The sequence below is a fragment of the Streptomyces sp. PsTaAH-124 genome (assembly GCF_000373685.1).
In the GTDB taxonomy this organism is placed as follows: domain Bacteria; phylum Actinomycetota; class Actinomycetes; order Streptomycetales; family Streptomycetaceae; genus Streptomyces; species Streptomyces andamanensis.
In genome coordinates, this window is record NZ_KB892180.1 from 73,310 (window position 1) to 98,510 (window position 25,201).

A 25,201-nucleotide genomic window follows, 5' to 3' on the forward strand; every position below is an offset into this window, starting at 1 on the left:
GACGGCCGCCGGACGCTGTGCGCGCGTTCCTCCGGTTTCCTCCGGATACGCCCGCTTATCGTGTGCCCGTGGTCCAGGACACCGAGCGGCAGCCGGCCGCCGCACCGGCCGTACCGTCGGCACCGGCCCGCGCGCTGCTGCCCCTGATCCTGCCCGCCCTCGTCGCCGGGATCGGGTGCAGTCTGCTCTTCCTGCTGGTGAGCGGGGTGGCGGAGCGGTTGCAGGGCGCCCTGTGGGAGGAGCTGCCGGACGCGCTCGGCATCGGCCGGTACTCGGCGGTGTGGATGCTGGTCGTGCTCACCGCGACCGGCGTCCTGGTCGGACTGGTGGTGTGGAAGGTGCCGGGGCACGCGGGCCCCGACCCGGCCACGCTGGGCCTGTCGGCCGCCCCGGTGGCGCCGGGCGTGCTGCCGGGCCTGCTGCTGGCGACGATGCTGATGCTGGCCGGCGGGCCGAGCCTCGGCCCGGAGAACCCGATCATCGCGGCCAACGTGGCGCTGGTCTACTGGCTGGGCCGCAGGCTGCTGCCCCGGCTGCCGCGGGCGCTGTGGCCCGCGCTGGCCGAGGCGGCGACCATCGGCGCGCTGTTCGGGACCGCGGTGGCCGCCGCGCTGGTCATCTCCGAGGCCCTGGCCGGGCGCACGATGCGCGGGGCGCTGTGGGACAACCTGTTCGCGCCGCTGGCCGCGGGCGCCGCCGGTGCCATGACCACGACGCTGGTCGCCCACCCCACCTTCGACCTCGGGCTGCCGCCGCTCGGCCGCCCGCACGCGGGCCAGGTGCTCGCCGCGCTCGTGATCTCCTCGGCAGCGGCCCTGCTCGGCCTCGCGGCCGTGTACGCCTTCCCGTACGTCCACCGGGTCTTCGCCCGGCTCGGGCACCCGATGATCGCCCTGCCGGTCGGCGGGCTGGTCCTGGGGCTGCTGGGCGTGCTGGGCGGCCCTCTGACGCTGTTCAAGGGACTCTCGGAGGTCGCGGAGCTGGCCCGCGCCCCCGAGGAGTGGACGGCGGGGCAGTTCGCGACGATGGCCGTGGTGAAGCTGGCGGCGCTGCTCGTCGCCGCGTCCTGCGGCTTCCGCGGCGGCCGGATCTTCCCGTCCGTCTTCATCGGCGCCGCGCTCGGGCTCACCGCGCACGCCCTGGTGCCCTCGGTGCCACCCGCGCTCGGTGTCGCGGCGGGCGTGCTCGGCATGCTGCTGGCGGTGACCCGGCAGGGCTGGGTGAGCCTGTTCACGGCGGCCGTCCTCGTCTCCTCGCCGACCCTGCTGTCCCTGCTCTGCCTCGCCTCGCTGCCCGCCTGGCTGCTGGTGACCGGCCGCCCGCAGATGCAGCTGCGCGCGGACGGGACGGCGGCCCGCTGACCGCCGTCCCGCACCGTCCCCGCGGCCGCCCGGCGGCTCAGCGGCTCAGGCCCCGGAAGCGGCGCAGCGCCAGCGGGAGGAACACCGCGAGCAGCCCGAGCGGCCACAGGACGGCCGGGAGCACGTGCCCGGACTCGCCGCCCGGTCCGCCGACGAGGTCCCGTACCGCCGTCGCCGTGTGGGACATCGGGTTCCACCGCACGAGCGTGCCCAGCCAGCCGGGCATGGAGTCCGGGGCGGCGAACGCGTTGGACAGGAAGCCCACCGGCCACACCAGGATCTGCACCGCCTGGACCAGTTCGGGCCGCCCCGCCAGCAGCGCCAGGTGGATGCCCGCCCACAGCATGGCGAAGCGGAACAGCAGCAGGAGCCCCAGGGCGCCCAGCAGGCCGCCGGGTCCGCCGTGCGCCCGCCAGCCGAGCGCGCGCCCGACGCCCACGAGGACGGCCAGGACCAGCGCCGACTGGAGCATGTCGGCGGCCGAACGCCCCACCAGCACCGCGCCGTCGGCCATCGGCATCGCGCGGAACCGGTCGATGACCCCCTTGTTCAGGTCCTGGGTGACGGCGAGCATCGTGCCTTCCAGGCCGAAGGCCATGGTCAGGGCGAGCATGCCGGGAACCAGGTAGTCGACGTAGTCGCCGCGCACGTCCCGGCCGCCGCCGACCAGGTAGCCGAACATCAGCAGCAGCATCACGGGGAAGACCAGGGCGACGGCCACCTGGACGGGCCGCCGCGCCCAGCGGGCCAGTTCGCGCCGGGTCATCGTCCAGGAGTCGGACAGCGCGTGGGCACCCGGGCGGACGCCTGTGCTCATGCCTGTGCTCGGGACCGTGCTCACGCGGGCTCCTCCACTCGGTGGTCCCCTCCGGTGAGGTGCAGGAACACCTCGTCCAGCGTCGGGCGGCGCAGGGCCACGTCCTCCGCCTCCGCACCGGCCTCCTCAAGGGTCCGTACGACAGCGGACAGCGCGGCCATGCGGTCGGTGACCGGGGCGCTGAGCAGCCGCCGGTCGGGGTCGGCGGACACACCCGTCAGCGGCAGCAGGGCGGCGACGTCCGCCAGCCGGCCCGCGTCGCGCAGCACCACGTCGACGCGGTCGCCGCCCGCGAGCGCCTTCAGCTCGCCTGCGGTGCCGTCGGCGATCACCCGGCCCGCGTCGACGACCGAGATCCGGTCGGCGAGCTGATCGGCCTCCTCCAGGTACTGGGTGGTCAGCAGGACGGTCGTACCGCCGCCGACCAGGGAGCGGACCGCCGCCCACACCTCGGCGCGGCCCCGCGGGTCCAGGCCGGTGGTCGGCTCGTCCAGGAAGAGCACCTCGGGCTCGGTGATCAGGGAGGCCGCCAGGTCGAGGCGGCGCCGCATGCCGCCGCTGTAGGTGCTCACCGGCCTGCGTCCGATGCCGGTCAGGCCGAAGCGCTCCAGGAGTTCACCGGCACGCGCGCGTGCCCCGCGGGCGCCCAGGTGGTGCAGGCGCCCGAACAGCTCCAGGTTCTCCCGGCCGCCCAGCTCCTCGTCGAGCGCCGTGTGCTGGCCGAGCAGCCCGATGCGCAGACGTACGGCGTAGGCGTCGGCCACCACGTCGTGCCCGGCCACCGTGATCCGGCCCGCGTCGGGCCGCAGCAGCGTGGACAGGATCCGGACCAGGGTGGTCTTGCCCGCGCCGTTCGGACCGAGCACCCCGTGGACGGTGCCCCGGTCCACCCGCAGACGGAGCCCGTCCAGCGCGTACGCCCCTCCTCTGCCGCCGTATTTCTTGCGTACCCCTTCGACGGTGATCGCCGCCTCGGCCATCGGCCGCTCCCCTCGCTAGCCAAATTTGACTACTGGTACCTGCCGGAGGAAGGTAGCGCCGCCGAGGCGGTTGGTCAAACTTGATTAGTGGGTCTCTCGGTCCGGTGCACCGCCGGCCTCTCCCGGCCGTCCGGTCCCGAAGGGGTTCTCCTGGCCGTCCGCCAGGATGCCGCGGAACGGCTCGCCCTCCCCCGCGAAGGTGTACGCCCCGCCGCGCACGCGCTCGATGAGGCCGCGCGTCCACTCGGCGCCCGAGTCGGCGGAGTGCACCCAGAAGTTCATGATCTCGCCGATGTGCCCGAGCTGCCCCGGGCCTTCCTCGGGGGTGTAGTACTCGGTGACCGACCTGCGCCACTCCTCGATGCTGCGCACCCGCTTCTCCAGCAGGCCGAGGACCTCCGCGCGCCCCAGGTCGACCATGAAGCCGAGCGCGGCGGTGAGCACGTCGGGGCGCTGGTCGTAGGCGGTGAGGTATTCGCGCAGCAGCGTGAGGTACTCCTCGGTGCCCAGCTCCGTGATCTCGTACTCGACGCGCGGCGGGCCGCCCGCCGTGGACGGCGCGATCTCGTGCGCGAGCAGCAGCCCCTGCTTCGCCATCTGCTTCAGGGCGTGATAGATCGAGCCCGGCTTGGCGTTGGACCACTCATGGGCGCCCCAGTACTCCAGGTCGTTGCGCACCTGGTAGCCGTGGGCCCGCCCGTGCTGGCGGACGGCGCCCAGCACCAGGAGACGGATCGCTGACATGCGGTCCAGGTTATGGCCGCCGCCCGGCCCGCCCGCGCGAGGGCCGGGCGGACGGACGGCGGGCGGTGGGGCGAGGGCAGGACAGCGGTGGGACGGACGGCGGGCGGGAAGGACGGCGGGTGGAGCGGGCCGGTCCCGTCAGGCCGAGCAGCCGACCGGTCGGGCGTCAGGCCGGTCAGAACGGGAAGCCGCTGCGGCCGTGCTGGACCGAGATCCACTTCACCGTGGTGAAGGCGTCCACGGTCGTCTCGCCGTTGAGGCGGCCGATGCCGGAGTGCTTCTCGCCGCCGAAGGGAACCAGCGGCTCATCGTGGACGGTGCCGTCGTTCACATGGAACATGCCGGTGTCGATCCGCTTGGCGAAGGCCACCCCGCGCTCGATGTCCGCCGTGTGCACGGCGCCGCTGAGGCCGTACGGGGTGTCGTTGACGATCCGGACCGCCTCCTCCTCGCCGTCGAAGGGGATGAGGAAGGCGACCGGGCCGAAGACCTCCTGCTGGAGCAGCGCGGAGTCGGCGGGCACCCCGGTCAGCACGGACGGGGCGACCAGGTTGTCCCGGGTGGTGCCGTGCACCAGCGCCGTCGCGCCCTCGGCGATGGCCTGCTCCACGGTGCCGGACACCGCGTTCGCCTGCGCCGAGTTGATCACCGGGCCGATGACCGTCCCCGGGTCGCGCGGGTCGCCGACCTTCAGCGACTTCACCTTGGCGACGAACTTCCCGGTGAACTCCTCGGCGACCGAACGGTCCACGAGGACCCGGTTCGCCGCCATGCAGACCTGGCCCTGGTGGACGTAGCGGCTGAAGACGGCCGCGTCGACCGCGTAGTCGAGGTCGGCGTCGTCCAGGACCACGATCGCGCTGTTGCCGCCCAGTTCGAGGACGGAGCGCTTGAAGTTCGCGGCGCACACGGTGGCCACGTGCCGGCCGACCTTGTCGGAGCCGGTGAAGGAGATCACCTTCGGGACCGGGTGCTCGATGAACGCGTCACCGATCTCGGCGATGTCCGTGACGACGACGTTGAGCAGACCGCCGGGCAGACCCGCGTCCTCGAAGATCTTCGCGACCAGGGTGCCACCGGCGACGGGCGTGTTCTGGTGCGGCTTGAGCACCACGGCGTTGCCGAGCGCGAGCGCCGGGGCGACCGACTTGACCGACAGCAGGAACGGGAAGTTGAAGGGGCTGATGACGCCGACGACACCGACCGGGACGCGGTAGACGCGGTTCTCCTTGCCGTCGGACGGCGACGGCAGGATCTTCCCCTCGGGGGCCAGCGCCAGATGGACCGACTCGCGCAGGAACTCCTTGACGAGGTGCAGCTCGAAGGCGGCCTTGAGGTGCGTACCGCCCAGCTCGGCGATGATCACCTCGGTGATCTCCTGCTCGCGCTCCTCGACCAGGCGCAGCGCCTTCTCGAAGACCAGCCGGCGCGCGTAGGGGTTGGTCGCGGCCCACTGCTTCTGGGCGCGGGCCGCCGCGCGGTAGGCCGCGTCGACCTCGTCGACGGTGGCTATCGTGATCGAGGCCAGCTTCTCGTCGTCGTACGGATTGAAGTCGATGATGTCCCAGGAGCCACTGCCCTGGCGCCACTCGCCGTCGATGTACTGCCGTGCCAGGTCGGTGAAGTAGGACGACATGTGACCCCTCGTATCCCAGGCGCTCGCTGTCTGATCGAACGTCATCGTACGCGCGGGCGGGGCTAGTTGGGGACGAACCGGGACGGCTCAGGAGAGCTGGAGCAGCCCCCGCAGCACATCGCGGCTCTCGTCCGGGCCGGGGCTGTCGTGCTGGAGCTCCTTGAGCGCCCGCTCGTACTGGGCGACGTCCTCGCGCTTGTCCAGGTAGAGGGCGCTGGTGAGCTGCTCCAGATAGACGACATCCGACAGATCGGACTCGGGGAAGCTGAGGATGGTGAAGGCACCGGACTCACCGGCGTGCCCGCCGAAGCTGAACGGCATGACCTGGAGCCGTACGTTGGGCCGCTCGGAGAACTCGATCAGGTGCTGCAACTGGCCGCGCATGACCGCTCGGTCGCCGTAGGGGCGGCGCAGGGCGGCCTCGTCCAGGACGATGTGCAGCTCCGGCGCGTTCTCGGAGACGAGGTACTTCTGCCGTTCCAGGCGCAGCGCGACCCGGCGCTCCACGTCCGCCTCGCTCGCGCCCTGCATCCCGCGCCGGACCACCGCGCGGGCGTACGCCTCGGTCTGGAGCAGGCCGTGCACGAACTGCACCTCGTAGACGCGGATGAGCGACGCCGCGCCCTCCAGGCCCACATAGGTGGGGAACCAGTTGGGCAGGACGTCGGAGTAACTGTGCCACCAGCCCGCGACGTTGGCCTCTTTGGCGAGCGAGAGGAGCGAGGTGCGCTCGGCGCCGTCCGTGATGCCGTACAGCGTCAGCAGGTCTTCGACGTCACGGGTCTTGAAGCTCACCCGGCCCAGCTCCATCCGGCTGATCTTCGACTCCGAGGCGCGGATCGAGTAGCCCGCCGCCTCCCGCGTGATCCCCCGTGCCTCCCGCAGCCGCCTGAGTTGCGAGCCGAGCAGCATGCGCCGCACCACCGATCCGGGCTCTCCCGCGCTCACGTTCGCCAGCCTCCCCAACCGTCTTCAAGAGCCGCAGTCTGCCACTAAAACACTTCGAGCAGTACTCGCATGATTACGGAAACGGAAAGAGATCGCAGAAAGCGCACAGCGAGAGGCGAGAAGAAGGCAACCGCCGGTCGAGAAGATGGCGGAAAAAATGGCTAGCAAGCGGTACGGGAGGGTTCAATTCGGTCACGTGCACGTGCATCTGCCCTTGCATCTGCTGTACGCATCCGAAACCATGGTCTCGCGCCACCGCTGCATCGCAATGACCAATGCATCGCAACGATCGCGATTTCCCGGGAGTGCCTCGCATGGGGACGAATGGATCGACCATGCTCCAGCCGTTACGGCAGGGCCTTCCGCCACTGGACCCCTCCGCCGTGTGCGATGCCGCCTCCTGCGCTCTGCCCGCCCGCTTCGAAGCCGTGCGCGAGGCGCGGCGGTTCACCCGCGCCACTCTCGACGGATGGGACCTGGGCGAGCGTTTCGACGATGTCTGCCTGGTCGTCTCCGAACTGGTCACCAACGCCCTGCGGCACGCGCTGCCGGACGCGCCGGGACCGCGCGCGTGCGACCACGGCCCGTCGGTGCGGCTGCATCTGATGCACTGGACCGAACGGCTGGTGTGCGCCGTGCGCGACCCGAGCCGGGAGAGCCCGGTGGCCCGCGAGAGCGACGACTTCTCCGCCGAGTCGGGCCGGGGGCTGTTCCTCGTCGACTCCTTCAGCGACGGCTGGGGCTGGCATCCGCTGGCCGGCACGCTGGGCGGCAAGGTCGTCTGGGCGCTGTTCCGGCTGGGGCCCGTCGCACCGGTTGCACCGGTCCTGCCGATCGCGCCCGCCGCAACGGCCGCACCGGCCGTCCCCCTGATCTGAGGAACCGGCCGCGGCGTCGTGCGACGCCGCGGTTCTACGCGCGTCACGGGGTACGTTTCCCCGCGCGTCACGGGATACGTGGCGACCGGTCCGCCCTCCCGGGTCCGCGCCCCCGCGGTGCGGCGAGCCCCTGCCCTGTGCTGTGGCGATTCGTTTCGTCAGCCGACGATCAGATGGTCGAACTCGCCGTCCTTGATGCCCAGCAGCATGGCCTCTATCTCCGCGCGCGTGTAGACGAGCGCGGGACCGTCGGGGAAGCGGGAGTTCCGCACCGCCACGTCCCCGCCCGGCAGCCGCGCGAACTCCACGCACGAGCCCTGTGAGTTGCTGTGCCGGCTCTTCTGCCAGGCCACCCCTCGCAGCCGTTCGGCCGCCATGCCGTTGTACACGTCGCACTCCCCGTACACGCCCTCGACGTCGTGGTTCACAGGTCGCTCCCCGGTGGTGCACTGGCTGGTATGGCCATTGATGCATCGGTCAACTGATCCGGATCATAACCTTGTTCATGTGCAGGTGCATGAGCAGATGCACGTGCACGCGGAGTGGTGCGGCCGTTACAGCTTTGACGAGCGCTTTACCGAAGCTGATGCAGCGTTTGCCCCCGGACGGACCGGGCATGCGCGTCCCGTGCCCTGTCCGTCCGCCGGGCGCGCCCGTACTGCGCGCCCGTACTGACACGTGCACTCCAGGAAAGACGCACGGGAGGCCCGCGGTGTTCCGCCTCCGCGAGGGGGTTGCGTGAACGTGACCCGATAGCCTGCCGGTGGTGCACCGGCAGGCTGCCGGACGACCGCTGCCAGGTTGGGGGAGCTCGGTGAACAGGACGGTCAAGGCGGGCGAGGCGGTCGAGGCGGCCAGGACTGACACGGCGGCCACGGCGGCCACGGCGGCCACGGCGGCGAACAGGACGGCCGTGGTGGTGCGAACGGCCGTGGCGGTGCGGGTCGGTGCCGTCGCACTGTTGGGCGCGTTCGTGCTGGGGGCTTGCAGCAGCGGGGGCGGGGGTGAGGGTGGAGACTCGGGTGCCGGGGGTGCCAAGGCGGATGTCTCCGCTGGCGCCACGCCGTCGGCCACGGGCGGCCGGAGTACGGGCGGCGGAGGTACGGGCGGCGGGGGCGCGGGTGCCACGGACGCCGCGCTGAGCGGCAGTTGGCTCACCACCAGCGGCGGCAAGGCCGTGGTGCTCATCATCACCGGCCGTCAGGCGGCCCTGTTCTCCACCGACCGGACCACGTGCACCGGGACCGCGACCGGACAGGCGGGCGAGGACGTGATCCGCCTGGACGCGTGCAAGGCGCGGTCGGCGGGCACGGTCGAGTCCGTCAACAAGACCACGCTCCGGGTGACCTGGGAGGGTGGACTCGGCAAGGAGACCTACACACGGGCCGAGGGCGGGGCGCTACCGTCGGGGCTGCCCACGGCGAGCAGCGGTTCCTGAGCGTCCGCGAGACCCGCGGGGGCCCCGCACGGTCCGCGACGTCCGAGGCGGGTGGGGCGGGCAACCGCGCGGCCCGCTCGTACGTGATGATCGTCGAGCATCGTCACGACCCGAGGAAGCAGCACATGCGCGCCATTCCCCTCACCGTCACCGCCGTAGCCGCGGCCCTTCTCCTCACCGCCTGCGACAGCGGCGGCAGCGGCTCCGACAGCGACACGGGCAGCAAGAACACCGACAGTTCAGCCGGCTCCGCCGGTTCGGCCGGTCCCGCCGGTTCCGCCTGCCGTATCGGCCAGGTCGGGCTCCAGGTCGGCCCCGCCAACGCCGCGCCCGCCGCCGGTGACACGGGTGACGTCCCGGTCACCCTCACCAACCGGGGCGCCCAGTGCACCCTGGACGGCTTCCCCACCGTCACCCTGGCCGCCGGGAGCACCTCGGCGACCGTGAAGCCGGACGAGGCGGGCCAGCCGCAGAAGCTGACCCTCGCCAAGGGCGGCACCGCGTCCTTCACCCTGACCTATGTGCGGGGCAAGGAGGGCGACGGGAAGAGCCTCGCGGCGACCTCGCTGAAGATCGCCCTGCCCGGTGCGGCCGACGCCCTCGACTCCAAGTGGTCCTACGGCCCGGTGCAGGGCAAGAAGGACGCGAGCGAGCCGGACGCGTCGGTGACGGCCTTCCAGCAGGCGGGGGACTGACGAACCGGGCCCGACCGGCGGAGGACTGCCCGGAGGACTGCCCGGAGGACTGCGCGGGGAACAGCCGAGACCGGCCGTCCGGGACTGGTCGGGCAGCCGGGCAGCCGGGTTCAGTCCAGTCGGCGGCGGGATCTCATCTGCGCCCGGTCGGCCGCCTGCGCGCCCTCCGTCCATCCCGCCTCGTCGCTCACCCCCCGCAGCCGGGTGGTCGTCGTCTCCGGGAACAACCGGTCCAGCCGGTCGCCCACCGCGACGTCCCGGCTCGCCAGGACCGGCAGCAGGTCCTCGGTGATCTGGGTCTCGGCAACAGCGGCGAGGCGGGTGCCGATGCGATGGGCGTAGGCGGCCAGGAAGGACTGCCGGAAGGTCTTGGTCCGCTTGCGTCCGCCGGCCCGCTGCGCCGCCTCGGCCTTCGCCATGGCGGTCGTGGCCTGCACGAGGAGTGAGGTGTACAGCAGCTCCACCACCTCCAGTTCGGCCTCGAAGCCGACGACGGTCGAGAAGCCCAGGGGCTCGTTCCACACCGCGCGGCAGCGGTTCGCGGTGGCGACGGCGTCCAGCAGTACGGCCTTGGCCTGCTCGTACGGCGGTTCGACACCGATCCGGCAGGCACCGGGCGCGTCGGGCGCGGGAGCACGGGCGGCGAGCAGCGCCTCGTCGACGCTGTGCCGGGCCATCAGCTCCTGCGCCTTGGCGCTCAGCGCCTCCGCCTCCTCCGGGAACCCGGTCGCCTCGGCCTTGGCCAGCAGCGCGCGGATCCGGCCGAGCATCCGGGACTCGGCTCCCGGCGCCGCCGCCGCGGACGGTCCGGCCGCCTCGTCCAGGTGCTCCAGCGCGGGCAGCCGCAGCAGCAGGCGGTACAGCTCCAGCACGGCGGTGGCGTACGAGAAGCGGTCGGCCCGGCCCGGCGCCGTGGCGGTCAGCTCGTCGAGCTGGGCGGTCCAGCGCCGCCCGCGCGGTCCGTCGTGCCGGGCCTGGGCGCGGATCAGCGAGACGGCGAGGCGTACGTGCTCCTCGCCCAGCTCGCGCCCCACGATCCGCACCACGTCGGCGGGCTGCCAGCCCCGCTGCCAGGCGACCGCCACGAACTCCTCGCCGCGCCGGTCGAGTTCGGCGTCCGCGGCGGGGGCGGCGGCGAGCAGCGAGGCGCCCGTGTCGAGGGCGTCGTCGGAGGCGGCGTAGAGGGCGGCCCGGAGGGCGCGGTCGACGACGGCCCCGGGTTCGCCGGACGCGTCGGACGCGCCGGAGGGGCCGGAGGGGCCGGAGGGGCCGGAGGGGCCGGAGGGGCCGGGACGGCCGGAAGGGTCGGTGGAGCTGGTCGTACGGGTCACGGACCGATCGTGCCACGTCGGGCCGACCGGCCGTCCACAGCCTGTGGACAACTCTGCGGCCAGCGGGCGGTCGCCAGCGGGCGGCGGAGCCGCCGAGGCTCATGTCAACCCGAGGTTGACACCCCTCCACTGTCAACCTACGGTTGACACATGACGAACCCCAGCATCCGGTCGACGGTCCGTCTCGACGACCTCATCTCGGCCATCAAGAACGCTCACCAGGAACCCCTCGAACAGCTCCAGGACGCCGTCATCGCCGGTGAGCACCTGGGCGAGGTGGCCGACCACCTCATCGGGCACTTCGTCGACCAGGCCCGCCGCTCCGGCGCCTCCTGGACCGACATCGGCGCGAGCATGGGCGTCACCCGGCAGGCCGCGCAGAAGCGGTTCGTGCCCAAGGAGTCCGCCGATCTCGACCCCAGCCAGGGCTTCAGCCGCTACACGGCCCGCGCGCGGAAGGTCGTCATGGCCGCGCACGAGGCGGCCACGTCCGCGGGGAACACCGAGGGACTGCCCGCCCACCTGGTCCTGGGCCTGCTCAGCGAGCCGGAGGCGCTCGCCGCCAAGGCGATCCAGGAGCAGGGCGTGACCCTGGAGGCGGTCCGGCGGGCCGCGTCCGCCGCGCTGCCGCCGGCGTCCGCCGACGCACCCGACCTCGTCCCCTACGGCCCCGCCGCCAAGAAGGCCCTGGAACTCACCTTCCGCGAGGCCCTGCGCCTCGGTCACAACTACATCGGCACCGAGCACATCCTGCTCGCCCTCCTGGAGCAGGAGAACGGCGACGGCCCGCTGAGCGGCCTCGGCCTCGACAAGGCACGCGCCGAGGAGTTCGTCACCCGCCTCCTGGCGGAGTTCCTGACGGACGGCGAAGCACCGGCGGCCCCGTCCGGCGAGACACAGGACGGGCCGGCCTGAGCGAAGGGTCGGCGGGCCCGCCGGTTCTCGGGTTCTCCTGAGTTCCGTCCGTCCACAGGTCCGGCCGATTGTCACAGGTGCCTGCGAGACTCTCGGCATGACCGACCGCTGGGCTCTCGCTCCGGCCGAGGACGGTGGCGCCGACGTCGCCCCCCTCGGCCCGGACGGGCTGCCCGCGGACCCGGTGCGCCGGGAGCCGGACCTCGCCGAGTCCGTACGGAGCAGACCGCACGTCACCCGTTGGGTGTGGCGCTCCACCGCCGAGGTCTACCCACGCCTGCTCGACGCGGGCGTGCGCGTCGAGCGGTGCTACGACATCGAGGACGCCGAGACGCTGCTGCTCGGCCACGAGGGACGGCACGGCGAGCCCCGTTCGGCAGCGGCGGCCCTGGCCCGGCTGCGCGGCGGCCCCGTACCGCGCGATCCGCCGCAGCGGGCCGCCGAGCCGGGCTCGCAGTCCCCCCTCTTCGAACCGCGCGGCACCCACCTGCCCCTGTCCGATCTCCTCGCTGTCTACGCCGAGCAGCAGCAGCGGCACGGCAGGACCGCTCATCCCGACCGCATGCACCTGCTGACCACCGCCGAGTCGGCCGGGATGCTGGTGGCCGCCGAGATGAACCGCGCGGGCCTGCCGTGGGACGCGGACGTGCACCGCGGGGTCCTGCGCGAGCTGCTCGGCGAGCGGTACACGGGCGGCGGCGAGCCCCGGCGGCTGGCCGAGCTGGCGGAAGAGGTGTCCGCCGCCTTCGGCCACCGGGTGCGGCCCGACCTGCCCGCCGAGGTCGTCAGGGCCTTCGCGCGGGCCGGGGTCAGGATCAGATCGACGCGCCGCCGCGAGCTGCGCTCCGTGGACCACCCGGCCGTGGCCCCCCTGCTGGAGTACAAGAAGCTGTACCGGATCTGGGTCGCCCACGGCTGGACCTGGTTGCAGGACTGGGTGCGGGAGGGGCGGTTCCGCCCGGAGTTCCTGGCGGGCGGCACGGTCACCGGGCGCTGGGTGACCCACGGCGGGGGCGCGCTCCAGATCCCGAAGGTGATCCGGCGTGCCGTGGTCGCCGACCCGGGCTGGCGGCTGGTGGTGGCGGACGCGGCGCAGATGGAGCCGCGCGTGCTGGCGGCGATCTCCCGCGACCCGGGCCTGATGGAGGTGGCGGGCCGGGACGACGACCTCTACCAGTCGGTGTCCGACCGGGCCTTCTCCGGCGACCGCGCCCAGGCCAAGCTGGCCGTGCTAGGCGCCGTCTACGGCCAGACCTCCGGGGACGGCCTGAAGAACCTCGCCGCGCTGCGCCGCCGCTTCCCCCGCGCGGTGGCCTATGTCGACGAGGCCGCGCGCGCCGGTGAGGAGGGGCGGCTCGTACGGACCTGGCTGGGCCGCACCTGTCCGCCCGCGGCCGGGGCGACGGACGAGGCCACCCAGGAGGCCGGCCTCCCCCAGGACGATCCGGACGAGCAGGACACCGGCCGGAGCCCCGACCAGGGCTGGACCCCGGGGTACGCGTCGGGTGACGCCCGCGCCCGGGGCCGCTTCACCCGCAACTTCGTCGTCCAGGGCAGTGCGGCCGACTGGGCGCTGCTGCTGCTCGCCGCGCTGCGCCGGGCCTGCCGGGACCTGGCGGCCGAGCTGGTCTTCTTCCAGCACGACGAGGTGATCGTGCACTGCCCGGCGCACGAGGCCGACTCGGTCGCCGCGGCGATACGGGAGGCGGCGGAGCTGGCCGGGCGGCTCACCTTCGGCCCGACGCCGGTGCGGTTCCCGTTCACGATGTCGGTGGTGGAGTGCTACGCCGACGCCAAGTGACGCCGCGGGGACGGCCTTGATCAGATGATCGGAGGCCGACCCAGCCGGGTGAGCCGCCACACGGTCCGCCAGCGCATGGGCCGCCGCTCCCCCGCCGGGCGGCGCAGCCCCTCCGCGAACCCGCCGAGCCACGCCCGCAGCCCGGCGGCCGACCGGGTGCGTACGAGGGTCAGCAGCGCCCATACGCCCAGGTGGACCGGGATGAGCGCGAGGGGCAGCCGTCGGCGGGCCAGCCAGACCCGGTTGCGGGCGGTGACGCGGTAGTAGATGGCGTGCCGGGCGGGCGAGGTCTTCGGGTGCCGCAGGAGCAGTTCGGGGGCGTAGAGGATCTTCCATCCGGCGTCGGCGGCCCGCCAGGCCAGGTCGGTCTCCTCGTGCGCGAAGAAGAACTCCGCGGGCCAGTCGCCGGTCTGTGCGAGCATCGGCATGCCGAGGGCGTGCCCGCCGCCGAGGAAGCCGGTGACGTACCCGCCGCGCATCGGGTCGGCGGAGCCCACACGGGGCACGTGCCGCTGCTGGGTCTCGCCGTTCTCGTCGGCGATGCGGAAACCGACGATGCCGAGGCGGGGATCGGCGGCGTACAGATCCCGTACACGGCGCAGCACGTCCGCGTCGACGAGGAGCCCGTCGTCGTCGAGGTCGACGACCACATCGACGTCGCCGAACTCACGCAGCCGGGCGAGGGCCGCGTTGCGTCCGCCCGGACAGCCGAGGTTCTCGTCCAGCTCGACGGTGGTCACCTCGCCGGGCAGGGAGAGCCGCCGGGCGAACTCGGGCAGCCGGCAGCCGTTGCCGACGATCACGATGCGCGCGGGCGCGAGATCCTGCGCGGCGACGGACCTCAGCAGGGCGTCGACCTCGTCGGGCCGGTTGCCCATGGTCACCACGGCGACGGCGATCCGCGGCTCGCCCGTGCGCCTCGCTTCCACCTTCACCGCTTCCTTCGCCCCTGCCGCCTCTTCGCCCCTGGCCGCCCCTGCCGTCACGTTCCGCTCACCCCATCCGCACCGGCGGCGCCCGAGCCTGTGTCGCACGGCGTTCCGCTGATTCCGTTCGTTCCGCTCCCCGTTCACGAAGATGTTGCCTCAGTTCCGCCCGTGGTCCTGACACGGCGTCGCCTCGTGCCCGCGTCTCCCGCCCCACCGCGGTGCGCCCGGCCGCTGCCCGCGGTGTACCTCGCACCGGTTCCTGCGGTACTCCTGAAGATCCGCGGCCATCGAACACCCGCACACCGGACCCATCGAATCCAGGGGGAGAGCACCTTGAGCCTGCGCCTGCGCTGCGCCGTACTCGACGACTTCCAGAACGCCGCGACCACCGCGGCCGACTGGTCACCGCTGCACGACCGGGTGGAAGTCGTCGCCCATGACGAGCACTTCGCCACGGAGGACGCCCTGGCCGAGGCGCTCGCCGACGCCGACATCGTGGTGACCCTGCGCGAACGGGTCGCCTTCCCGGCCTCCGTCCTCGACCGGCTGCCCCGCCTGAAGCTGCTGATCGCCTCCGGTATGCGCAACTCGGTGATCGACCACACGGCGGCGCGGGCGAACGGCGTGACCGTGTGCGGGACCGAGAGCTCGTCGACTCCGCCGGTGGAACTGACCTGGGCCCTGCTGCTCGGCCTCGCCCGCGGGATCGTCCAGGAGAACAACTCCCTGCGGGCGGGCGGCCCCTGGCAGTCCACCGTGGGCGCCGACCTGCACGGCCGGCGCCTCGGCCTGCTGGGACTCGGCAAGATCGGCAGCCGGGTGGCGCAGGTGGGGCTGGCCTTCGGCATGGAGGTCACGGCGTGGAGCCGGAACCTCACGAAGGAACGTGCGGACGAGGTGGGCGTGGCCCTGGCGCCGAGCAAGGAGGATCTGCTCTCCACCGCGGACTTCGTCTCGGTCCACCTGGCCCTGAGCGACCGCACCCGCGGCCTCCTCGGCACCCGCGAACTGTCCCTGCTGAAGCCGACCGCCTACCTCGTCAACACCTCCCGCGCCGCCATCGTCGACCAGGACGCCCTGCTCACGGCGTTGCACGAGGGCCGGTTCGCCGGAGCGGGCGTCGACGTCTTCGACACCGAGCCCCTCCCCGCCACCCACCCGATGCGCACCGCCCCGCGCCTGCTGGCCACCCCGCACCTCGGCTACGTCTCCCGGGCGAACTACACCCGCTACTACGGCCAGGCGGTCGAGGACATCGAGGCGTACCTGGCCGGAGCCCCGATCCGCCTCCTCGGCTGACCGCACCCGGCACCACCCACCCGCTCGATAACATCAACCGACAGACACACGACCGGGCTGACGGCCCGGCGGATCGCCGTACGGACCGACGAGCGGGGGAAGGGGCCGGCGCGGACATGGGCGGGGTGGCGCGGCTGCGCGTACCGGTGGGCGAGGACGCCGAGCGGTGGATCACCCGCACCGGCTGCCGCCGCGTCCTGTTCATCGTCCACAACGTGACCTCGGCGACCCGCCTGCTGGACACCCTCCCGCTCTTCGACGGCGACCTGCGCGTCCAGCTCTTCGCCACCTGCACAGGTTCCTCCCCCTTCCTCGCCGGAGTACCCGAACTCCTCACCCGATCCGGCCTGCCCGTCCTCCCCTGGGCACAGGCGAAGGACACGGACTTCGACCTGGCGATCACGGCGAGCTATGGGGGCGAACTGGATGCGTTCCAGGGGAAATTGGTGGTTCTGTCACATGGTGTCGGATACAACAAGCGGCTCGCCGCGCCGCACGCGAAACACCGGGCTCCGGTCTTCGGCATGTCACCCGACTGGCTGCTCCAGGACGGACGCCCGCTCGCGACGGCGACGGTTCTGTCTCATCCGGAGCAGGTGGAGAGGCTGAACACGTACTGCCCCGAGGCGGCGCCCACCGCCGTCCTCGCCGGAGACCCCTGTTACGACCGCATTCTCGCCGCACTTCCCCGACGCGACAGTTTCCGCCGTGCTCTGGGCGTCGGCCCCGGGCAACGGCTGATCGTGCTCAACTCCACCTGGTCGTCCCTCTCCCTCTTCGGTGCCACCGTCGAAGACGGCGAAGCACAGACCGGAAGCACCGGCGACCTGCTTCCTTGGCTGCTGTCCCGGCTGGCCGCCGAACTGCCTGTTGACGAGTACCGAGTGACAGCCGTGCTCCACCCCAACATCTGGTACGGCCACGGCCCAGGGCAGCTCCGGGCCTGGCTGGCCCACGCCCGGCAGGCCGGCCTGGACACGATCCCCCCGCTCGACGGCTGGCGCCAGGCGCTGATCGCCGCCGACTGCGTCATCGGGGACCACGGCAGCGTGACGTACTACGCGGCGTCCATCGGTGTGCCTGTCCTCCTCGGCACCTTCCCCGAACAGGCCCTCGACCCGCTGTCCCCGGTGGCGGCCCTCGGCCGCGCGGCCCCCAGAATCGATCACCGCCCCGGGCTCTCCGGCGCCCTGCGCGACCAGATCGATCACGTGATCGACTCACACAAGCCCGACCGCTACCGGGAGCTCGCCGCACAGACGTCTTCGTCGCCCGGAGAGTCGGGCGCGCTGCTGCGCCACCTGTTCTACCGGCTCATGGACCTCCCCGAGCCGACGGACCACCCTGCGCTGCTCGCCCCACTGCCCCTGCCTCCGTACTCCCCCGCCCGGCGCACGGCCCCGATACATGTACTGACCCAGGTGCTCCACGGTGATCCACCGGAGGTCGAAGTCGTCCGCCGCAACGCCACTTCCGGTCCCGGCCTCCCGAAACCGCGCGGCGGAGCGGAGGACCACCCCCCTCAGGCCCACACCGTGGTCGACGAGGAGACCGAACACGCAGGCCGGCTGAGTGCCGCCGACATCGTCGTACAGCACGCGGCAGCGGACGACCCCCGGATCGGCCCCCCGGAGGCCTGGACGACGGAGGCACTTGCCCGCTATCCGTCGTGCGGCCTGGCCGTCTACACCTACGCACCGGACCGCTGCGTCGCCCGCACCCGGGAGGGCACGCTCGTACGACTGACCGCCGTCGCGGGGCCGGACGGCCGACCCGACCTGTGCGAACCCGCCGTCTACGCTTCCGCCCTGTACGCGTTGACGTCCGCCTCCGCGTCCTGGCTCGACACCGCGGTCGAGATCCTCGTACGAACAGGTGAAGCAGTGCACCGGGTCACCGTCGACCGTCTGCCGCACCGGCCACCGCCGTAGCAACGGTGCGGTGGGTGACTGCACACAGGGCACCCATGCACGTCACACCATCAGCCCGACGAGCCGGTCGCGTACCCGGGCCGCGGACAGATGGTCGTCCACCTCCTGGTAGTGCCGTGCCGCGGCTGCCAGGTCCGCTGCCGCCGACCGGGGCTTCGCCACCTGGCAGAAGCATCGAGCTCGCAGCTCCAAGGCCCAGGCGAGCTGCAACTCGGCTCCTTCGATGGCCAGCACGGCGGCAGCCCGGTCCAATTCGGCCAGGGCCAGATCGACCGCCCCTGTCTCCAGATGGATCTCTCCGAGGCTCAGATGCACCCTGCCCATGTGGTAGGCGTCGCCCCCCGGCAAGTCACGGAACTGCTCCAGCGCGGCGCCGAGCCGGCCGACCGCTGCCGCCGAATCACCCTGCATGCCCGTCGCATGACCCATGTGAAAGTCCAGCAACGCGCGGGCACGCGGGACATCCGACCAGCCCTGGTCACCCGGTCCGATCTTCCCCAGGATCTCGCGAGCCTGCTCATAGCAGTCCTTGGCCTCCGCCCACCGCCACAGCCTGCGGTAGAGCAGCCCCAGTGCCTCGACAGCACTCGCGTGCCCCCGGTGATGCTCGCAGGCCGACTCGACCGCCACCGCCTCATTCAGCGTCCGCTCCGCATCCGCCGCCCGCCTGCGCTGCATCAGCCCGAAGGACAGTTGCACCAGCATGCGCCCCAGAGGACGCGCGTCGCCGTGCTCGTCCCTGTACCGCCGGGCGGACTCCACACCCAACTCATGGATCTCGACCGACTGCTCGCTGAAGCCGAGCAGCAGATGCATTCCCCACATGGCTTCGCACAGCTGCCACACAAGGCTGTCGAAGCGATGGTGCGCGGCAGCATGGACGGCAGCCATGAGGTTCTCCCGCTCCCGGCGCAGTTCCGCCAACGCCCGCCGGCCGTCCTCGGGATCACGTCGTGGGGGAGGCGTCATCGAGCCGTAGGCGAGGCCCAGCCGCCACCGAAGCGGCATGACCCGCAGGTCGGCGCTCGCCGCGGACCAGAGCTGTGCGACGACCATCCGGCGAACGGCATCCGTCAAAAAGGCCTTCTCCTCCCCGGCGACCGCGACACCATAGGCGAACGCCCATGCTTCGCCGTGGAGCCGGTACCGTCCCTCTCCCGCCCCTCCCATCCTCTCCACCAGGCCCACATCGGCCAGACGTTCGAGCCGCTCGTGTGCCGTCCGCTCACTGACCCCGGCCGCACGCGCGGCGCAGAACACGGTGAATGTCGGCCATGGCCACACCGCGACGGCACGGTAGAGCGCGGCAAGCTCGTAGGACAGGTTCCGGTACGCGCTGTCGTAGGCGAGCCACGCCAGATCCCCCGAGAACCTGCCTCGTGGATCACTGCGATCGGCTCTTTCCCGGCCCTCGGTGACGACGCGGGCGGGAACTGGCCGACCATCGGCAGCGCATGCCATGTGATGCCCCATGTCCCGCCATGGCGCATGCGACGTCTCGTGCTCGCTCCCGCTCACCGAGACAATGGCCGGTGTCGGCAGCACTTGAGGACGAGCGGCTTCGTCGGCCACAGCGGACTCCAGCAGTGTGCTCACCCATACGGCCTCGTGGAGCCATTCGACCGCCTCGCGGGCCACCTCCTGTGACCCGTAAGACGCAGCAGCGATCTGCGACGCGGCCGCCGACTGCTCGGACGCCGTCATCGGCAGCACGGGCGCTCGCCCGGCTCCCCGCCTCGCGTACACCCGGTTCAAGAGCGAGAAGAGCAACTCCGACACCCGTCTGGCCGCCTCCCCACCGCCCCCGGACAACGTGGCCCCTGTGGTCTCTGCGATGCGCGACCGCATCATCGAAGCGAAGGCATCCACGACACGCTCCTCTGCCACCCCGTACGCCGGTCTCCCCGACAAGGACGGCACCGCTGGCGGGGGCGGTTTCCCCGGTACAGGAGACACCGCATGAATCAGGCCTCGTCGACGGACCGGACATCCAGCCGATGCCCGCCCGCGTGCATCACACCGTTCTCAACATCATCGACGTGGACGATGACGTCCGGAATATTCTTGAAATGCATGAGAGCTCTGACTGAAACCCTGTACCCCCGCCCCGCCCTCGCCGCCGGAAACGGCAACTGTCCTGCTCCGATGAGCCGATGATTCAGTGAGTCCCATGACGACAGCAGCCTCCTTGAGGCCGATGAACGAGGGATACAGGTCAGAGATGCAGTAGTAGAGATCCGGATCGGAAATCCAGGATCGAGAAAGCCTGGATATACTCGCCGGACTGACCGATCCCGACCGACTGCCGGAACCGAGCCGTTTTCACGACACCGGCGTCACGGATACCGGTGACATCAATGATCGAAGAAGTTCGAAACACGGAGCCTTCGATGGAATCCCCCGGAAGCAACATCTCAACGTCATCCATCGACAGCTCACAGGAAGCGAAACTCCCCATCCGGAACGCCACTCCAAATGCCGCCTTGACCATATGGTCCCTGACCTGACGTGGTGAGGCGTCCAGAGTAGTACCCTTCCGCACCTCCAAAGCGGTTGCCACCATGGCTGATCTGACCTCTTCCCGCTCAACGCGGAAATCACGCGCGATCCTCTGGTCACCGTCCAGGTCACACAATCTCCCTATGACGATGAGGGACTCCCAGATCCTGGAGCCAGGTGCCGACCGAATTCCCGCAGCAACCGTCTCGGGCACGAAACTTCGAGTACCGAGGGTGCCGCTTTATATCACACTCCTCGACATCTCCCACATGCACACAGACAGGCGCCTCACCGGAGATATCGCACACTTTCCATTCGATATGATCGAAGATATCCGACACGATTCACTCCCGAAGTCCGTCGAGTATCAGGATCGATGAATATACGGAAAGATCCGGGGACACTCTATGGAACGAATCACCCAACCGTGTGAAAAATGTTTGCGCCCAGATACCTCCGCTTCAACAGCAGGCCCGCAAAAATCACCCGCTTCACCGACATCGAAACCTCCCTGGAACTTTCACCTGCCGAAGGAATCAGACTGAATACAGTGCCTGCACCGCACTGACCAGGATCAAGGTCCGGCGCTTCCGTAGGAGACGTGATCGCCGACTAGGCGATCAGCGTACGCGGGGCGCATCTGACTGGAACCACGTGCCGGCTCCCGTCGGATCCGCTCTCCACGTGGCCTCGCCACTGCTGCGGACGTGTGCCGCCGTGGTCGAGGAGGGATGCGGCGTCCTGGCGGTCCTCGGACCACGAGTGCTGGCATGATGATGCTCATGACCACGTACCGAAAGGCCGATGCCGCGTAGACGGCCCGGCGCGCTGCGCGCTGAACAGTCTCCTCGTGCCGCGTGGACCTTGCCTCCACGCCGCGTCCATGGCATGTCTGCCCGGACCAGCATCGCGATAGATCGAGCTGAGAGATTCTCGCGCGACTACTACGTCTACCCCGGTGCCACTGACCGCGCCCTGCGCCGGTATCAAGCGTTTGTGCAGGCGCCGGGAAGGCAGCCGCTCTATCCACAGGATTCAGAGTGTTCGTGCCGAGGTTGTTCCTTCGATGACGTCCGGCACGCCCGTGACGTGCTGGACGGGGTCCTGCGGCAGTTGCCTTCCCGGCCCCGCACCGAACTGGAGGCGCGAGTCCGCGTGTTGGACGCCAGGTACCTGGTGCGCACGCTGCCGGATCCGTTCGCCGCTCATCGGCAGTGGCGTGCTGACCTCTGGTGGCGTCGACGTCTGGCCGTCGGCCGGGAACGGTGATCGCAGACAGTGGTTGCTGCGCGGTACAAGGCCGGTGATCCCACACCGTCACGAACGCCGCCGGACCGGTCTCCTGGGCTGGCAGGAGGAGCGCACACCTCCCTTCGCAAGGTCCGCGCTCGTCCGGAGCACGCCTCCGCCCCATGAAGAGCTGGAAGATTCACCGCGACTGCCCGTTGAAGGGCATGGGCGTACATCGCGCCGTGCTCGGCATTGCCCGCCTGCACAACCTCACCCCCGCTGGGTGGGCAGGGGGTTGGTACACAAGTCCGGCCCTGCCCCTGAGGCCTTCCCTCACCCCTGAAACAACAGAAAACCCCAGATCACGGGATACGTGACCTGGGGTTTCGCTGAGCCGCTTTCGGGATTCGAACCCGAGACCTACGCATTACGAGTGCGTTGCTCTGGCCATCTGAGCTAAAGCGGCGTGCTGGCCGCACCATGGTGCGATCGGCAACGTCGGCAAGTCTACACAGTTTCCGGGGGTGCTTCGCACCCGCCCCGGGGGCGGGGGCCGGGGCGGGTACGGGGTGGTCAGGAGCAGTGCTTGTCCTGGGCGGGCGGGGTGCCCCGGAGGAGGTAGGTGTCGATGGCGGCGTCGATGCAGCGGCTGCCGCGGCCATAGGCGGTGTGGCCGTCGCCGTCGAAGGTGAGGAGGCGGGCGGAGGCGAGCTGGGCGGACAGGCCCTGGGCCCAGCGGTAGGGGGTGGCCGGGTCGCGGGTGGTGCCGACCACCACGATGGGCGCCGCACCCTTGGCCTCGATGCGGTGCGGGCCTCCGGTGGGCTTCACCGGCCAGTACGCGCAGTTCAGGGAGGCCCAGGCCAGCCCCCGGCCGAAGACGGGGGACGCCTTCTCGAAGGCGGGCAGGGCCTTCTCCACCTCGGCGGGGGTGGAGTACGCCGCGGGGAGGTCGAGGCAGTTCACGGCGGCGTTGGCGTACATCAGGTTGGTGTAGCGGCCGCTGGAGTCGCGTTCGTAGTAGCTGTCGGACAGGGCCAGCAGGGGGGCGCCGTCGCTGTTCTTCATCGCCGCGTTCAGGGCGCCGCGCAGCTGCGGCCAGGCCGACTGGTCGTACATCGCGGCGATCACCCCGGTGGTGGCGAGCGCCTCACCGAGCTTGCGGCCCTTGGTGTCACCGGCGGGGATCGGGTGGGCGTCGAGCTTGCGGAAGAAGGCCGCCAGGCGGTCGCCCGCCTGCGCCGGTGTGGTGCCCCGGCCGCCGAGCGGGCAGTCGCTCTGGCGCACGCAGTCCTTCGCGAAGGACTGGAAGGCGGTCTCGAAGCCCGTCGTCTGGTCGAGGTTCATCCGGGCCGCCGGCAGGGACGGGTCCATCGCGCCGTCCAGCACCAGGCGGCCCGCACGGTCCGGGAAGAGACCGGCGTACGTCGCCCCCAGGAACGTCCCGTACGACGCCCCCACGTACGTCAGCTTCTTGTCGCCGAGCACCGCGCGCAGGACGTCCATGTCGCGGGCCGCCTCGACCGTGGAGACGTGCCGCAGCAGCCGCGGATCATGGGCGCCGCAGCCCTCGGCGAACTTGCGGTACGCGCCCACCAGCGCGTCGGTCTCCTTGCGGTCGTCGGGCGTGACGTCGGTCTGCGTGTACGTGTCCATGTCCCGGTCGCCGAGGCACTCGACGGGCTCGCTGCGGGCCACGCCGCGAGGATCCATCGCCACCATGTCGTAGCGGGCGCGGATCTCGGCGGGGTAGCCGAGGCCGGCGTACTGCTGGAGGTAGCCGATGGCCGAGCCGCCCGGTCCGCCCGGGTTCACCTGCAACGAGCCCAGCCTGCTGCCGGGGCCCGTGGCCTTCTTCCTGGCCACCGCCAGCCGCACGTCGCCCTGGGAGGGCTGCGCGTAGTCGAGCGGCGCCTTCATCGTGGCGCACTGGAAGCCGGGCGCCCCGCAGTCGCGCCAGGTCAGCTTCTGCTCGTAGTACGGCATCAGCGCGGCCGGGGTGGAACGCGGCAGCGCGGCCAGCACCGCGTCCGCCGCCGGAGCGGCCTGCTGCTGCCGCGCCTCGCCCGCGGAGCAGCCCGAGACCAGCAGAGCGGCGGCGGAGAGCCCGGAGAGGAGGACGAGGAGAGCGGGGCGGGAGCCGCCGGGGCGGGTCCGGGGTACGGGCGGAGAGCTGTTCGCGGAGGTGTCGGGAGGAGTGCTCGGACGAGGGGCGCGCCTGAAGTACATCTGGCGAGCGTAACTCTGCGCGACCGTGCGGGTGCGCTACGTGCGTGTCGTGCCCCGTACGAGTGATGCACCCCCCTGTGGGCGGTGGGACAGGTCCGTCGGGTCCGTCGGGCGGGCCGGTCAGCCGGCTCTCAGGGCCATCGTCATCGCCTCCACCGCGAGCAGCGGGGCCACATTGCGGTCGAGGGCCTCGCGGCAGGCGGCGATCGCCTCTATGCGGCGCAGCGTGGACTCCGGGGTGCTGCCCCGGGCGACCCGGTCCAGGGTGTCCTCGACGTCCGCGTTGGCGATGGCCACCCGCGAGCCGAGCTGGAGGGCGAGGACATCGCGGTAGAGGGCGGTCAGGTCGGTCAGGGCGAGGTCGAGGCTGTCGCGCTGTGTACGGGTGCGGCGACGCTTCTGCTTGTCCTCCAGGTCCTTCATCACACCCGCCGTGCCGCGCGGCAGCCGGCCGCCCTGGGCCGCGCCCAGCGCCGCCTTCAGCTCCTCGGTCTCCTTGACGTCCGTCTCCTCCGCGAGCGCCTTGGCGTCGTCCGCCGCGGCGTCGACCAGCTCCTGGGCGGCCTTGAGGCAGCCGCCGATGTCGTCGAGGCGGAGCGGCAGCCGCAGCACTGTGGCGCGGCGCTCGCGCGCGGCCGGGTCGGTGGCCAGGCGGCGGGCCCGGTCGACGTGCCCCTGGGTGGCGCGCGCGGCCGCGGCGGCGACGCCGGGTTCGACGCCGTCCCGGCGTACGAGCATGTCGGCCACGGCGTCCACCGAGGGGGTGCGCAGGTTCAGGTGGCGGCAGCGCGAGCGGATCGTGGGCAGGACGTCCTCGATGGAGGGGGCGCACAGCAGCCACACCGTACGGGGAGCCGGTTCCTCGACGGCCTTCAGGACGGCGTTGGCCGACTTCTCGTTCAGCCGCTCGGCGTCCTCGACCAGGATCACCTGCCAGCGGCCGTTGGCGGGTGAGGTGAACGACTTGCGGACGGTGTCCCGCATGTCGTCGGCGAGGATCTGGGTGCCGACCGCGGCGACCGTGGAGACGTCGGCGTGCGTACCGATCAGCGCCGTGTGGCAGCCGTCGCAGAAGCCGCAGCCGGGGGTCCCGCCGAGGGCGCGGTCCGGGCTGACGCACTGGAGCGCGGCGGCGAAGGCCCGCGCCGTCCGGACGACCCCCGCGCCGGGCGGTCCGGTGAACAGCCACGCGTGCGTCATCCTCGACGCCTCCGGCGGTGCGGCTCCGGAGGCGACCGCCGTCACCAGGGCGTCGGCGTCCTGGGCAGCGGCGCCCAGCTGTTCGCCGGCCCTCTCCTGCCCGACGAGGTCGTCCCACACGCTCATGGGTCACGCCGCCCTTCCGCCGCGGTCCGCCGCGCCCTCGTCATGGCTCGCCGCGCCTTCGTCCTGTTCGTGTTCGTCCTGTTCGTGATGGTGCGGGATCCATTGTGCGGGTGCCCACTGACAACGGGGACCGGCGAGGCCGCCGGTCCCGGTCAGCCCCGGGCGTCCGCGCCCCCGGCTGCCGTCCTCGGCCCCGGCGCCCGCGGCCCGACCG

At 71.7% G+C, this 25,201-nt stretch carries 20 protein-coding genes, 1 tRNA gene and 1 pseudogene; 9 read left to right on the top strand and 13 right to left on the bottom strand.

From position 1 onward, the window contains the following. Nucleotides 1-68: 68 nt before the first annotated feature. Nucleotides 69-1,361, top strand: a complete 1,293-nt coding sequence (locus B086_RS0123550) for an ion channel protein (protein ID WP_026252697.1) — start codon at nt 69-71, stop codon at nt 1,359-1,361. Between the two features lie 37 nt (nt 1,362-1,398). Here B086_RS0123550 and B086_RS0123555 read toward each other — a convergent pair whose 3' ends face one another. From B086_RS0123555 to B086_RS0123575, 5 genes are all read right to left on the bottom strand, one after another. Further along, complete coding sequence (locus B086_RS0123555; RefSeq protein WP_018568895.1) at nt 1,399-2,178, bottom strand: ABC transporter permease; 780 nt, start codon at nt 2,176-2,178, stop codon at nt 1,399-1,401. A gap of 20 nt (nt 2,179-2,198) precedes the next feature. Next, nucleotides 2,199-3,158, bottom strand: coding sequence for a daunorubicin resistance protein DrrA family ABC transporter ATP-binding protein (locus B086_RS0123560; protein ID WP_018568896.1), 960 nt, complete (start codon nt 3,156-3,158; stop codon nt 2,199-2,201). 84 nt (nt 3,159-3,242) lie between these two features. Further along, nucleotides 3,243-3,902, bottom strand: coding sequence for a PadR family transcriptional regulator (locus B086_RS0123565; RefSeq protein ID WP_018568897.1), 660 nt, complete (start codon nt 3,900-3,902; stop codon nt 3,243-3,245). A 175-nt stretch (nt 3,903-4,077) separates the two neighbouring features. Continuing rightward, nucleotides 4,078-5,538, bottom strand: coding sequence for an aldehyde dehydrogenase family protein (locus B086_RS0123570; RefSeq protein ID WP_018568898.1), 1,461 nt, complete (start codon nt 5,536-5,538; stop codon nt 4,078-4,080). An 87-nt stretch (nt 5,539-5,625) separates the two neighbouring features. Then, nucleotides 5,626-6,450, bottom strand: a complete 825-nt coding sequence (locus B086_RS0123575) for a helix-turn-helix domain-containing protein (protein WP_051115905.1) — start codon at nt 6,448-6,450, stop codon at nt 5,626-5,628. Nucleotides 6,451-6,821: 371 nt separating this feature from the next. On the opposite strand from B086_RS0123575, the gene B086_RS40585 reads away from it, so the two are divergent. Further along, the gene (locus B086_RS40585) at nt 6,822-7,364 is read left to right on the top strand and encodes an ATP-binding protein (RefSeq protein ID WP_078510003.1); all 543 of its coding nucleotides are present in this window, start codon (nt 6,822-6,824) and stop codon (nt 7,362-7,364) included. 158 nt (nt 7,365-7,522) lie between these two features. On the opposite strand, the gene B086_RS0123585 is transcribed toward B086_RS40585, so the two are convergent. Further along, complete coding sequence (locus B086_RS0123585) at nt 7,523-7,792, bottom strand: DUF397 domain-containing protein (protein WP_018568901.1); 270 nt, start codon at nt 7,790-7,792, stop codon at nt 7,523-7,525. A 386-nt stretch (nt 7,793-8,178) separates the two neighbouring features. On the opposite strand from B086_RS0123585, the gene B086_RS0123590 reads away from it, so the two are divergent. After that, a complete protein-coding gene (locus B086_RS0123590; RefSeq protein ID WP_018568902.1) occupies nt 8,179-8,802 on the top strand; it encodes a hypothetical protein in 624 nt (207 codons plus the stop codon). Nucleotides 8,803-8,927: 125 nt separating this feature from the next. Beyond that, nucleotides 8,928-9,497: a DUF4232 domain-containing protein gene (locus B086_RS0123595; RefSeq protein ID WP_018568903.1), complete on the top strand. Its 570-nt coding sequence runs from the start codon at nt 8,928-8,930 to the stop codon at nt 9,495-9,497. A 110-nt stretch (nt 9,498-9,607) separates the two neighbouring features. Here the strand turns inward: B086_RS0123595 and B086_RS0123600 are convergent, their stop codons facing one another. Continuing rightward, a complete protein-coding gene (locus B086_RS0123600; RefSeq protein WP_018568904.1) occupies nt 9,608-10,828 on the bottom strand; it encodes a DUF2786 domain-containing protein in 1,221 nt (406 codons plus the stop codon). 150 nt (nt 10,829-10,978) lie between these two features. On the opposite strand from B086_RS0123600, the gene B086_RS0123605 reads away from it, so the two are divergent. Then, nucleotides 10,979-11,743, top strand: coding sequence for a Clp protease N-terminal domain-containing protein (locus B086_RS0123605; RefSeq protein ID WP_018568905.1), 765 nt, complete (start codon nt 10,979-10,981; stop codon nt 11,741-11,743). A 97-nt stretch (nt 11,744-11,840) separates the two neighbouring features. Then, entirely contained in the window at nt 11,841-13,544 is a 1,704-nt protein-coding gene (locus B086_RS0123610; RefSeq protein ID WP_018568906.1) for a bifunctional 3'-5' exonuclease/DNA polymerase, read from the top strand. A 20-nt stretch (nt 13,545-13,564) separates the two neighbouring features. Here B086_RS0123610 and B086_RS0123615 read toward each other — a convergent pair whose 3' ends face one another. After that, nucleotides 13,565-14,422 (bottom strand): glycosyltransferase family 2 protein, encoded by an 858-nt coding sequence (locus tag B086_RS0123615; RefSeq protein WP_051115906.1) that lies wholly within the window; start codon nt 14,420-14,422, stop codon nt 13,565-13,567. 390 nt (nt 14,423-14,812) lie between these two features. On the opposite strand from B086_RS0123615, the gene B086_RS0123620 reads away from it, so the two are divergent. Next, nucleotides 14,813-15,772: a D-2-hydroxyacid dehydrogenase family protein gene (locus B086_RS0123620; protein ID WP_026252699.1), complete on the top strand. Its 960-nt coding sequence runs from the start codon at nt 14,813-14,815 to the stop codon at nt 15,770-15,772. A 116-nt stretch (nt 15,773-15,888) separates the two neighbouring features. Continuing rightward, nucleotides 15,889-17,703, top strand: a complete 1,815-nt coding sequence (locus tag B086_RS40590) for a hypothetical protein (protein WP_018568909.1) — start codon at nt 15,889-15,891, stop codon at nt 17,701-17,703. 42 nt (nt 17,704-17,745) lie between these two features. On the opposite strand, the gene B086_RS40595 is transcribed toward B086_RS40590, so the two are convergent. Together B086_RS40595 and B086_RS0123640 are read right to left on the bottom strand one after the other, a co-directional pair. Continuing rightward, complete coding sequence (locus B086_RS40595) at nt 17,746-19,572, bottom strand: tetratricopeptide repeat protein (RefSeq protein WP_018568910.1); 1,827 nt, start codon at nt 19,570-19,572, stop codon at nt 17,746-17,748. Nucleotides 19,573-19,918: 346 nt separating this feature from the next. After that, entirely contained in the window at nt 19,919-20,416 is a 498-nt protein-coding gene (locus tag B086_RS0123640; RefSeq protein WP_158690410.1) for a hypothetical protein, read from the bottom strand. 1,054 nt (nt 20,417-21,470) lie between these two features. Between B086_RS0123640 and B086_RS45590 the strand changes: the two are divergent. Continuing rightward, nucleotides 21,471-21,716, top strand: a pseudogene (locus B086_RS45590) (IS5/IS1182 family transposase); the annotation flags it as partial. A 108-nt stretch (nt 21,717-21,824) separates the two neighbouring features. On the opposite strand, the gene B086_RS0123645 reads toward B086_RS45590, so the two are convergent. The 3 genes from B086_RS0123645 to B086_RS0123655 all read right to left on the bottom strand — a co-directional run bounded on the left by B086_RS0123645 (nt 21,825) and on the right by B086_RS0123655 (nt 24,987). Then, nucleotides 21,825-21,898 (bottom strand) — tRNA-Thr (locus B086_RS0123645). A 107-nt stretch (nt 21,899-22,005) separates the two neighbouring features. Beyond that, nucleotides 22,006-23,661 carry an alpha/beta hydrolase gene (locus tag B086_RS0123650; RefSeq protein WP_018568913.1) on the bottom strand — a complete coding sequence of 552 codons (1,656 nt, stop codon included), beginning with the start codon at nt 23,659-23,661 and terminating at the stop codon, nt 22,006-22,008. 120 nt (nt 23,662-23,781) lie between these two features. Beyond that, nucleotides 23,782-24,987: a DNA polymerase III subunit delta' gene (locus B086_RS0123655; RefSeq protein ID WP_018568914.1), complete on the bottom strand. Its 1,206-nt coding sequence runs from the start codon at nt 24,985-24,987 to the stop codon at nt 23,782-23,784. Between the last annotated feature and the right edge of the window lie 214 nt (nt 24,988-25,201).

What these genes read in the sequence shown, in the direction of transcription:
- B086_RS0123565 (WP_018568897.1), bottom strand. Translation starts at nt 3,902, where the DNA reads ATGTCAGCGATCCGTCTCCTGGTGCTGGGCGCCGTCCGCCAGCACGGG.
- B086_RS0123570 (WP_018568898.1), bottom strand. Translation starts at nt 5,538, where the DNA reads ATGTCGTCCTACTTCACCGACCTGGCACGGCAGTACATCGACGGCGAG.
- B086_RS0123615 (WP_051115906.1), bottom strand. Translation starts at nt 14,422, where the DNA reads ATGGGCAACCGGCCCGACGAGGTCGACGCCCTGCTGAGGTCCGTCGCC.
- B086_RS0123560 (WP_018568896.1), bottom strand. Translation starts at nt 3,158, where the DNA reads ATGGCCGAGGCGGCGATCACCGTCGAAGGGGTACGCAAGAAATACGGC.
- B086_RS40590 (WP_018568909.1), top strand. Translation starts at nt 15,889, where the DNA reads ATGGGCGGGGTGGCGCGGCTGCGCGTACCGGTGGGCGAGGACGCCGAG.
- B086_RS0123610 (WP_018568906.1), top strand. Translation starts at nt 11,841, where the DNA reads ATGACCGACCGCTGGGCTCTCGCTCCGGCCGAGGACGGTGGCGCCGAC.
- B086_RS0123605 (WP_018568905.1), top strand. Translation starts at nt 10,979, where the DNA reads ATGACGAACCCCAGCATCCGGTCGACGGTCCGTCTCGACGACCTCATC.
- B086_RS0123595 (WP_018568903.1), top strand. Translation starts at nt 8,928, where the DNA reads ATGCGCGCCATTCCCCTCACCGTCACCGCCGTAGCCGCGGCCCTTCTC.
- B086_RS0123575 (WP_051115905.1), bottom strand. Translation starts at nt 6,450, where the DNA reads ATGCTGCTCGGCTCGCAACTCAGGCGGCTGCGGGAGGCACGGGGGATC.
- B086_RS0123555 (WP_018568895.1), bottom strand. Translation starts at nt 2,178, where the DNA reads ATGAGCACAGGCGTCCGCCCGGGTGCCCACGCGCTGTCCGACTCCTGG.
- B086_RS0123650 (WP_018568913.1), bottom strand. Translation starts at nt 23,661, where the DNA reads ATGTACTTCAGGCGCGCCCCTCGTCCGAGCACTCCTCCCGACACCTCC.
- B086_RS40585 (WP_078510003.1), top strand. Translation starts at nt 6,822, where the DNA reads ATGCTCCAGCCGTTACGGCAGGGCCTTCCGCCACTGGACCCCTCCGCC.
- B086_RS0123655 (WP_018568914.1), bottom strand. Translation starts at nt 24,987, where the DNA reads ATGAGCGTGTGGGACGACCTCGTCGGGCAGGAGAGGGCCGGCGAACAG.